Below are 9518 nucleotides of genomic sequence, written 5' to 3' on the forward strand. Positions count from 1 at the left end.
TATCACTAGACATTTCGTCGGCGGATGTTCCACTGAGGGATGCGGGTAGGCCGCAGCGCGAAATGGGGATTGTCTATCTCACGGGGCTCCCAGTTCTTGATTGTCGATGCGGCACCCTACCGTGAGTAGTCGAGTGGATCGTCAGGCGTGGGAGGCAGTCAGCTAACCACCCTTCCCGCGTGCCCTTCGCAAGCGAGTAGTTGTCTGATCTCTGTGACGATTTCCCCCAGCGCGGCGAGACTGCTTCCCGGATACAGACCCGGAGTCGAGATGAATCCGTGTGCTGTACCGGGATAATTGGTGACACGGGCATACACACCCACCGCTCTCAGAGCATCACCGTAGGCCGCCCCCTGATCTCGTAGAGGATCATGTTCGGCGGTGATGATCACCGCAGGCGCCACTCCGTGCAGATCGTCCGATGCCAGGGGTGAGATGCGGGCATCGGCGAGTTCGTCGATCGTGCAGTAGTGCCGCAGATAGGCATCGGACTCCTGCACCGAGAGGAACGGCGCCGTCGCATTCTCCGTGGCAGACGGGTAATCGGTCACGAGATCTGTTGGGGGATAAAGGAGTACCTGAGCACGGGGTGCTGTGGCGGCGTCTATGTGTGCTGCTGCGATTGCCACACCGGCAGCGAGGTTGGCCCCCGCGCTGTCACCGGTGACGACCATACGGCAGGGGTCACCGTTCCACGCACCCACATTCTCGGTCAACCACGAGTACGACTCGACGGCGTCGTTGTACGCGGCGGGAAACTGATGCTCGGGTGCAAGCCGGTAGTCGACCGAGATGACGAGTGCGTTGAGTCGCCAGGAAAGTTCGCTGTTATACCATTCTTTGAGTTCGGGCCTTCCGATAACGAATCCGCCACCGTGATAGTCGACGATCACCGGCCTCGGCGCAGTCTGCAGGGTGTTAGGCACGTAGGTTCGAAGACGGAGAGTCCGTCCAGGGAGCGCGATGTGCTTGTTCTCGATGACGACAAGTTCGGAAACTTTTCCAGTGATGAATCCGGTGATTCCACTGTTGCTGGTCGTCGTGCGTTCGCGCAGTTCCGGTATCTGTTCTGCCGTCTTGCCGATGATGGAGGACTGCGTTGAGCGTGATTGCAGTCGGGCTACGACTCGGGCGTGGAGAGGAATCTTCATGCTAGTGCCACGCTCTCATGAGACGGTGTAACCAACTTGGGTGCAACGGATTTGATATTGTTCACGAGGTGATAGGCGTCGGCGTCAAAGGTCCGCGTCCGCAGTTGATAGGAAGCGCTCCATGTAGGCCACATGACGACGTTGTCACCTTTGCTGTTGAGATAGTAGCTAACACACCCACCCGTCTCGTAGACCATTTTGGTCGACAGCTTGCGGACCCACTTCGTCCACTTCGCTTCGGCGCTCGCTTTGACCTCGAAAGTGGCGATGTCACGGGCGGAGATGGTCCGGAGTGCGCTGGCAATGTACAAAGCCTGCGCTTCGGCGAAGATGAGCGATGAGCTCACACCGCTGGTGGCGTTGGGTCCTTGCATGACAAAAAGATTCGGGAACCCCGGTACTGACACACCTTTGTAAGCGCGCGGGTTGTCACCCCAATGATCCGCCAGAGTCCTGCCTTCGGCATCGTGGACTACACGTGCGATCGGGCTGGTGACGCCGATATCGAAACCGGTGTTGTAGATGATGGTGTCCACCTCGACTTCCTCGCCGTTACCGGTGATCACGCTGTTGGCGCGAACCTCGGTCAAGCCGCCGGTATGTAGTTCGACGTTGGGGCGTTGCAGTGCTGGATAGAAATCATTCGATACCAACGGCCGCTTGCACATGAACTCGAAGTCCGGGAGCAGCTTTGCGCGCAGCTCAGGATCCGGCACCTGCGCGTTGAGGTGATTGAGACTGACCTGCTGAAATTTTCTACGGATTAGTTTTGCGCGTCGAGCCGACGAAAACACCTCCGTGATGCCGTAGAAGGCAGCCCGCTCGAGTTTGAGCAAAGCAGGGAACCGCGCGAGCCGGCGTTGCGCTTTCTTGGAAATCATGATTTCGTCCTTTGGCCGGACCCACGACGGCGTCCGCTGGACCACATGCAGTTCAGCGACGTCTGGGGCGATTTCAGGTACGAACTGAATCGCCGAAGCGCCGGTCCCGATCACCGCAACTTTGCGGCCGATCAGGTCGAGGTGGTGGTTCCAATTGGAAGAGTGAAACCATTCGCCCTCAAAATCATTGACGCCAGGCACCGCGGGCAGTGAGGCATCGGCGACAAGGCCGGCGGCAGTAATCAGCACTTGCGCTGTGTACGTCCCCTGATCGGTCTCGATTCGCCAGCGATTGGCAGCAGGATCCCAATGCGCCGCGTTGACTGAGGTATTGAAACGAATCTGCCGGACGAGGTCATACCGGCGCGCTACCTGACGGGTGTACTCAAGGAGTTCGTCGCCGCGGGCAAACAGGCGTGACCAGTTCGGATTGGGATCTGTCGAGAGTGCGTAGATCTTCGACGGCGTATCGACGCCGACGCCAGGGTAAGTGTTGTCACGCCAGACTCCACCGACCTCGTCACTGCGTTCGAGGATTACGAAGTCAGCGATGCCTCGCTTCCGTAGTCGCAAGCCCATGGCCAGACCGGAAAAACCAGCGCCGATGACAACAGTGCCGAAGTCTTTCATCTCGTTCCTTTCGTATCGGCGAGCCAGCATGACTCGCATCACACAGATTGTCTGCTAGCTAGACAAACTGTCAAGTCTTTTTGCGAGAAAGTTGTGAGGTTGGTTGAAGAACGTTGTCCGCAGACGGTGAAACGGCTGCTCGTCGGTGTGCGACGAGCACCCGTTTCAGAGTCGGGCTCGGGAGGAATCGAGGTCGTCGGCAATAACAACCAGTGCCTCTTCGGCGCGCTGTGAATGCACCTGCTTCTCTGTTCGCGGAATGCTTAGCGCGACTACCGACGCGGCGATCGCCATCGCCGCGGCCACCAAAAAGACGAGCGTGAACCCCTTGCCGGTGTACGCTGGGTAACCCTGGACAACAACGGCGACATTCTTGTTGAGGATCAGTCCAGATGCCTGGGTAAATGAGCTGGTGAGTACCCCTCCGACCGAACCCATCATCGCTGCGGTGATACCGCGCACAGCAGCGGGAGAGGTCAGCATCAGCAGGCTGGGGCCAGCGGCGTAGACAACCGCGCCGAAACCGGTAATCGAATAGAACACAATGGGCATCCAGGGTTGAGTGGTAAAGAAGGCGAGTCCTATCGCGCCGAAGGCAAAAAACAACGGACCTACGATCAGGAATATTCGGTATCCGAACCGTTTAGCGGTCAAGCCGACGAAAATACCCGACAGAACAAGCAGGATGCCCGCCGGAATGGCGTAGCGAGCGAATCCTGTTGCCGACAAACCAAAACCGTAGTCACCGCCGACACCCCTGGGGGTCTGGAGCATCTGCGGCAGATAGCTACCCATCACGGCAGTAGAAGCCACAGCCAATCCGTATGCCAGGATGATCGAACCGATCGGACGACTGGTGAGCAACGATGTATCGATGAACGGTTCTGAGGTGTGGCTCTCCCACCGCCACCACGCTGCGAGTACAACGACGCCGCCGCCGAGTACTGCGAAGGTTCGGATATCGACGAAATCCCACTGGGAAATCTGTGAAATACCGAGCATGATCAGAAATATGCCCAGCATGAGGCCGGCCGCTCCGACGAGATCGATACGGGCGGTGTTGCGCACCGGTGATTCTGGAACAAGTGCAATAGTGCCTAGGGCTCCGACCAGTGACAGAATGCCCGTGAACCAGAACACGGAATCCAAGGAAATGTTGTCGATCAGGTATCCGGCCAGGAATGGGCCGGCAATCGTCACAACACCGACACCGTTGGTAGCGATGCTGATGCTGAGACTGCGATAGCGCTCAGGAAAGACATCTCGCATCAGCGCAAAGGTAAGAGGAAGAAATGCTCCGCTCACTCCTGAAAGCCCGCGTCCAACAAGTACTATCGCGAATGTCGGCGCGAGTGCAGATACTGCCGAACCTGTTGCGGCAAGGAGTGCGCACGTGATCAAAATTCGACGTTTGCCGTACCTGTCTCCGAGCTTGCCGATGATCGGCGTCGTGACCGAGCCCACGAGCGTGTAGATCGTGATCATCCAGATAACTTGGTCGGTCTGATATTCGGCGCCGAAACCGATTAGTGCTGGCGCAATGAGAGTGAAACCTAGAGCTGTTTGCTCAGTGAGCAAGACAAGTGCAGCCACAGCCGTACCCCATCTTGCCCAAGAGTGTTCTGCTGAAGCATCTTTCATGGCGATCCTTTGATTGGTCGTGTACAACGAGGTCAGCACCAGCTGCAGATACCCATTGGATTGGTGAATTGGACGTGTCTGCTGTCTCCAGCCAGGGCATGTGAGCCCGTTGCTGGACTGGGGCGTTTGAATCCTGTGAACAGCCAAGGCAGATGCGGTGCCTAGCAGCAGGCCGCTCCGCCCTGGGAAGGTCGGAGCCGTCCGTATAACCCGGGGGATGAACATCGCATTGCGATACTGAGGTGTATTCGGCGTGGTTTGTGAAACCAGTTCTGTTCGACACGTCCCATTGAGGCAAATGCTGTGGTCCAAGCCACACTGGGTGTACGTACTGTAGCAATTCGAGACAAAATGTCAATGATTTCATCGAAGTTGTCTCTCGCAGATGAGCAGCTTTCCGGCTGGGCGCGGGCTCTGTCCGCATGGCGGCGCCTTAGAGAGTGTTTTGAAAGCGTTCGATTCGGGCGCGGTAGATCGGCCGGTGGCGGCATGAATGGGTCTGTGGTTGCCCGCAGGAATCGTCGTAAGCCGACACCGTATCCGTCCGATCTGCCCGATGCCCAATGGGAGCTGATCGCACTGATGGTGCCCACGGCGCTGCCGGGCGGCCGCCCGGCGATCCACGATCGACGGCGGATCGTGGAGGCGATCTTCTACGTCAACCGCACCGGTTGTTCATGGCGGCAGGTCCCGCACGACTTCCCGCCCTGGCAGACCGTTTTCGGGTACTTCCAGCGATGGAACAAATCCGGGGGTGGCCGATCGAATCCACGACGCGCTGCGGGCGAAGCTCCGTGACCGGAGCGGCCGGGATCCGATGGCGTCGGCGGGGATGGCTGACGCGCAGGCGGTCAAGGGTGCCGACACAGTCGGCACGGACAGTCGTGGATGGGACGGCAGGAAATGGGTCAATGGCAGGAAGCGACACGTGGTCACGGACTCGCTGGGGCTGTTGGTGACCGTGGTGAGCATGGGGGACCGCGACGGCGGGCGCATGGCTTTGTCCCGGGCAAGACCGTGATGCCGTCGATGACGTTGGTGTGGGCAGACGCCGGTTACGCCGGACGTCTCGTCACGTGGGTCGCGGAGCATGCCGGATGACGCTCGATATTGTGCGGAAACCTAAGGGGCAGATTGGATTCAGTGTCTTTCCACACTGTTGGCTAATCGAACGGATCTGGCGTGGATCGTGCGTTGCCGTCGACTTGACCACGACTACGAACGTCTCCCGGCGCACTTGGAGGCGATAATCAAATGGGCAATGATCGGATTGATGACCCGACGACTTGCCCCCCGCACGCGGACGCCCCTGGCGGTCGGCCCGCGCGCCGTGACACTTTCAGAACACTTTCTCACAAATTTCGACTCCGCGGCGCCGGTCGGACGGCGACAATGATCGACAGGTCGACCGAGGTCACCAGCTGCGTCGGATAGCAGTTCTTCGGTGTAGGGAGCGAACTGGATTTCAGTGCCCGAATTCTTCGTAGAATCCGCCGATGCCGCGGTCTCGGCCGACGAGTTCGCCTGTCCACAATGTCGCCTGTGTCGCTCCGACGGCGGACAATTATCTGTCGTTGTTGGGGCAGGGCCGCAGGGATCGACGAAGGCTAGTGTCACGTTGATTTCGGTCAGTATCTCGGTGATCGTGAATCGTGTGTTCTGGAAGTCACCTATGGGGATTCCGAATGCAGTGCGGCCAAAGGTATTTGCCTTCGTGGAAGCCTCATCGCGTTTCGAGAGAAGCGCGTTGCAGTGTCCAAATGACCTGCGATATCCAGACGCGGTACTTGATGAAACAGGCTCTACTGCAACAGGTACGGAGAAACTAGGTGTTTCGGCACGAGTGACTCGCCGGAATGTTTGTTGCGTGCATTGGGTGGTCGTCAGTCGCTGAGGAAAGCGCTTCAGGATTTTCCCCAATGGCGTCTCATTTCAACTAGTCGGTCGACAACCCGGCACTGAGAAGCGCAAGGGAATTCGCGACTGGAAATGAAAATTTGAACCTCAGCGGCCGAATTAGTCCAGGACAGCAGACCGCATCAGGCTGGTGGTCAGCGTGGATCCCTGTCATGGTTCTTACGGTTTCCATGGGGCACCACACTTCACAATGCCGTAAAAGTATCCGAGTTCCCGGATGACCCCGAATCATCTTGGTTCGCCGGGGGAGTGATCGCCGCCGTCTGACTCAGGAGGGTGACGTCGAGTTCGCCGCCTCCTACTTCTTGAGCCCCGTGCCAACCACCAAGGGCACCTTGATTTTCACGATCGGGTATCCGGAATTCGAAATTGTGCCGACCAGCATAATGCGCTTAGCGCGTCAAAATTTGCCCTGAAAAACGACTGACTACGGTCAGGGGTCGACGAGGGTAACGGTAGCGAGTGGCAGTTGCTCGAGCGGCGGAAGATCCGAGTGCGTCACATGGATACGGCCGGGTGCGGGATCGACCTCGAAATCTACGGACCAGTATGAACTACACGACCATCCGTCGTATGCACGAGCACTTCCGGGCGGCTGCGGTGCTTGGCACGAACGAGACAGAGGACGAACCCGTCGTCAGCCGGTATGGCCTCGAACGTGTCCATTTCATTCGACACCACCACACGCGTTGCATAACCCGTCACCGCAAGCCACGAGATTTCAGGAGGCTCTCCATCGGGTCCTGGCCACCCGATTGTTTGAAGCTCTTCTCCTGCAACCCCATATGGCTGGTTAGGGCTTTCCGTTCCGTCTCCTGCTGTCTCGAACCGATCAGCATGTGGGGCACATGCCATTTTCCGTTTGTGATGTTCGACGATCACCGGGATACGCATCAAGTCGCTTTGCGCGACAACAGCTACGACCCCGTCTCGCTGAGCAACAGCTTTGACTAGGAACGGTTCGGCGCCCAACCGGAATTCACGACGCGATTGCGTTCGAGAGCAGCAAGCGTGAGTTCCACTGCTGTCTGAGTGTTGTCGCTGTCCATTCCGTCACCTTACGAGTTGTTACAAAAAGTAGCCGCCGCTGTACGGCGATCGTCCCTGATTGCGCACGAAGATGTCGGTGTGTCAACGACGGTCGAAAACTGGTTCTTGCGCATTTGCCTTGATGGCGCTCGCGGCGCGTGTCGTTCCGGCAGGAGTGCGAATCGGCGGGCGTAGATGATCGTTCTGAGCCCTTCGGGCTGTGCCGCTTTCGATTTCGGAGAGGAACATCGTCTTGCTGTCGAAGCGGTGTCCGGCTTGCCCGGCTACTTCGTCTCGTTCGGGTGGCTCATGTGGACTTGCTCCAGGAAGACTGTGCGCTCGTGGACGTAGAGCCCGATGCGTGCGGTGCCCTTCGCCGTCGGCTTGTGTTGCAAGCGCTCGTGAATCGTTCCTCCGCGGGAGATTGTGCCGAGTTCGCCGCGGAGGGGGTAGTTCGTCGGCGTCGTGGACAGAGGCGTCCGCGTGAGGAAGTCCCACGCCTCCGCTATCGGGTTGCGGATCGTCGCGACGAGGTCCTGCCAGCCCTTGCGTGCGCCGGGGGTCGCGAACCGGATCTCGTACTCGATTTTCTTCGGGGGACGGGGGACCAGCTCGCCTTTCTTGGTGGCGGCCACGACTATGGACGCTCCACGGTCTCGTCGTCGTCGAGCCATTCGAGGTCGGCGCTGCCGAGACCGGCGGCAATGGCGGTTGCCGTCTCCTTCCATGACGTCAACTCCGCAATCGCGAGGTGTGGCTGGTCGGTGGAGAACGAGGCACGGGCGGCGTCTACGAGGTCCTGAGCGCAGGTCTCCCGGTCCGCCGGCGACAGCGCGAGCATCCAGGGGAAGGCCTTGGTCATGCGCGCGGCGAGTGAACCATTCTCGTCAAGAGTGACGGTGATGAGCTGGGCGGCGAAGTTCAGCAGGCGGGAGCGTCCCTCGGCCTCGCGCTGCGACATTAAAACGAGCGCCTCGCCATCGCGCCGCGTCACCGTCACAGGGTGGTCCTCGGCCTCGGCGAAGACCTCGGCGGAGTGTTTGCTCAGGTCCGAGGAGCGTCGGGTCGCGGCGGGGAGTTCTGCTGCGGTGATCATGGCCCCATCATTTTTGGAACGTGTTCGGAAGTGCAGGTGTCGCCGGGGTTTTCTGGGACACGTTGGCTGATCAATTCGACGGCAGCGACGGAGCCGAGTTTAGTGCCTGCTTGAGTCTGCCCAGGTTGCAAGCGAGAGGAGCAGGAGGCCGTCAGGGGTTCGCGGATCGTGCCCGGTAATGGCGGCGATGCGCATCAGTCGGTAGCTGACTGAGTTCGGTTGCACATGCATTACCACTGCGGTGCGAGTCAGGCTGTGTCGAGTACCCACGTACGCGCGGAGAGTGTCGAGAAGACTGGTGCCACTGGCGTCGTCATAGGCACGCAGGCGCTCAACTGTGCACTCAAGGATGGCCGTCCGGTATTGCGATCGGCGCAAGAGGTTGTCCAGGAGTGACTGTTCAAATCCCAGTACTCGCCCGGGGCTGCAGACCGCGACAGCGTCGACCGCTTCGAGAAAGCTCTTCGAGATTCCTTCGACGCCGATGCGTGCGGTGCCGACGCCTACTGAGAGTGCGTCACCTGTGCTTTCGGCCAGGACCGTTTTCAGTTCGCGCGTTACATCGTCAACTTGTTCGCTGCGACGTAGGGCCGCCACGCAGACGAGTCCATGTGTCGTGACGCCCATCACGGCGGCGCGGCCCTGGCGTGTGCAGACGGAATCGAGGCGGCGCAATATGTCATGCAGACGGTCGTCGGATGAGACGGTTTTGAGGTGACGGCGAACGATGACTGCGACAGCGGGTAGGTCGAGGGGGAAGCCAAGGTCACGCGCAAGTTGGGTCGCTTGATCGACTGGCGCGGGATCGGCAGTCAGGAGCCCGAGCAGATCACGCTGAAGCATCGCGCGCTCGAACTCGGTGCCGGCAGCGAACTCGATGCTGCGCTGGGTAGCGGCCGTTGAGACGCTGTCGACGAACTCCATGACTCGCCCGGCGACGTACATGGTCGCGTCAGGATCGATGTGGGATTCGGCCGCCACCGATTGAATGAGTCGCCAGACAACCTTGCCCCAGGCGCGGTAACCCTGCAGCATCGTCTCGACCGTGATGCCCTGGGTGAACCGTCGCTCCGCTGCTGCGCGGCACATCTCGAGCTGCAAGTCGGTGGCAGATTTCCCGACAGCGAGATTGTCGACGAGGCCGATGAGGATGAGGCGTCCGGTGGCGACGAC

The 9518-nt window shown here is 59.4% G+C and carries 8 protein-coding genes; 2 read left to right on the forward strand and 6 right to left on the reverse strand.

Going from position 1 to position 9518, the window contains the following annotated elements; all coding sequences use genetic code 11:
- Positions 1-158 precede the first annotated feature (158 nt).
- From R4P64_RS33325 to R4P64_RS33335, 3 genes are all read right to left on the reverse strand, one after another.
- On the reverse strand, positions 159-1151 hold the full coding sequence (locus tag R4P64_RS33325) for an alpha/beta hydrolase (RefSeq protein ID WP_317824452.1): 993 nt from the start codon (positions 1149-1151) through the stop codon (positions 159-161).
- Positions 1148-2662, reverse strand: coding sequence for an NAD(P)/FAD-dependent oxidoreductase (locus R4P64_RS33330; protein ID WP_317824454.1), 1515 nt, complete (start codon positions 2660-2662; stop codon positions 1148-1150). Before R4P64_RS33330 ends, R4P64_RS33325 begins: the two co-directional genes overlap by 4 nt.
- A 165-nt stretch (positions 2663-2827) precedes the next feature.
- Positions 2828-4255 carry an MFS transporter gene (locus R4P64_RS33335; protein WP_317824455.1) on the reverse strand — a complete coding sequence of 476 codons (1428 nt, stop codon included), beginning with the start codon at positions 4253-4255 and terminating at the stop codon, positions 2828-2830.
- Between the two features lie 537 nt (positions 4256-4792).
- Here R4P64_RS33335 and R4P64_RS33340 point away from each other — a divergent pair.
- Entirely contained in the window at positions 4793-5101 is a 309-nt protein-coding gene (locus tag R4P64_RS33340) for a transposase (protein WP_317824456.1), read from the forward strand.
- A gap of 34 nt (positions 5102-5135) precedes the next feature.
- Positions 5136-5324, forward strand: a complete 189-nt coding sequence (locus R4P64_RS34215; RefSeq protein WP_411742756.1) for a transposase — start codon at positions 5136-5138, stop codon at positions 5322-5324.
- 2209 nt (positions 5325-7533) lie between these two features.
- Here the strand turns inward: R4P64_RS34215 and R4P64_RS33350 are convergent.
- The 3 genes from R4P64_RS33350 to R4P64_RS33360 form a co-directional block, all read right to left on the reverse strand.
- Complete coding sequence (locus R4P64_RS33350; protein ID WP_317824458.1) at positions 7534-7923, reverse strand: hypothetical protein; 390 nt, start codon at positions 7921-7923, stop codon at positions 7534-7536.
- Positions 7887-8345, reverse strand: coding sequence for a prevent-host-death protein (locus R4P64_RS33355; protein WP_317824459.1), 459 nt, complete (start codon positions 8343-8345; stop codon positions 7887-7889). Before R4P64_RS33355 ends, R4P64_RS33350 begins: the two co-directional genes overlap by 37 nt.
- Before the next feature lie 99 nt (positions 8346-8444).
- Positions 8445-9518, reverse strand: a 1074-nt coding sequence (locus R4P64_RS33360; RefSeq protein WP_317824461.1) for a PucR family transcriptional regulator, incomplete at its 5' end; no start/stop codon positions are given.

The organism is Rhodococcus sp. IEGM 1366, assembly GCF_033142425.1.
In the GTDB taxonomy this organism is placed as follows: Bacteria; Actinomycetota; Actinomycetes; order Mycobacteriales; family Mycobacteriaceae; genus Rhodococcus_F; species Rhodococcus_F globerula.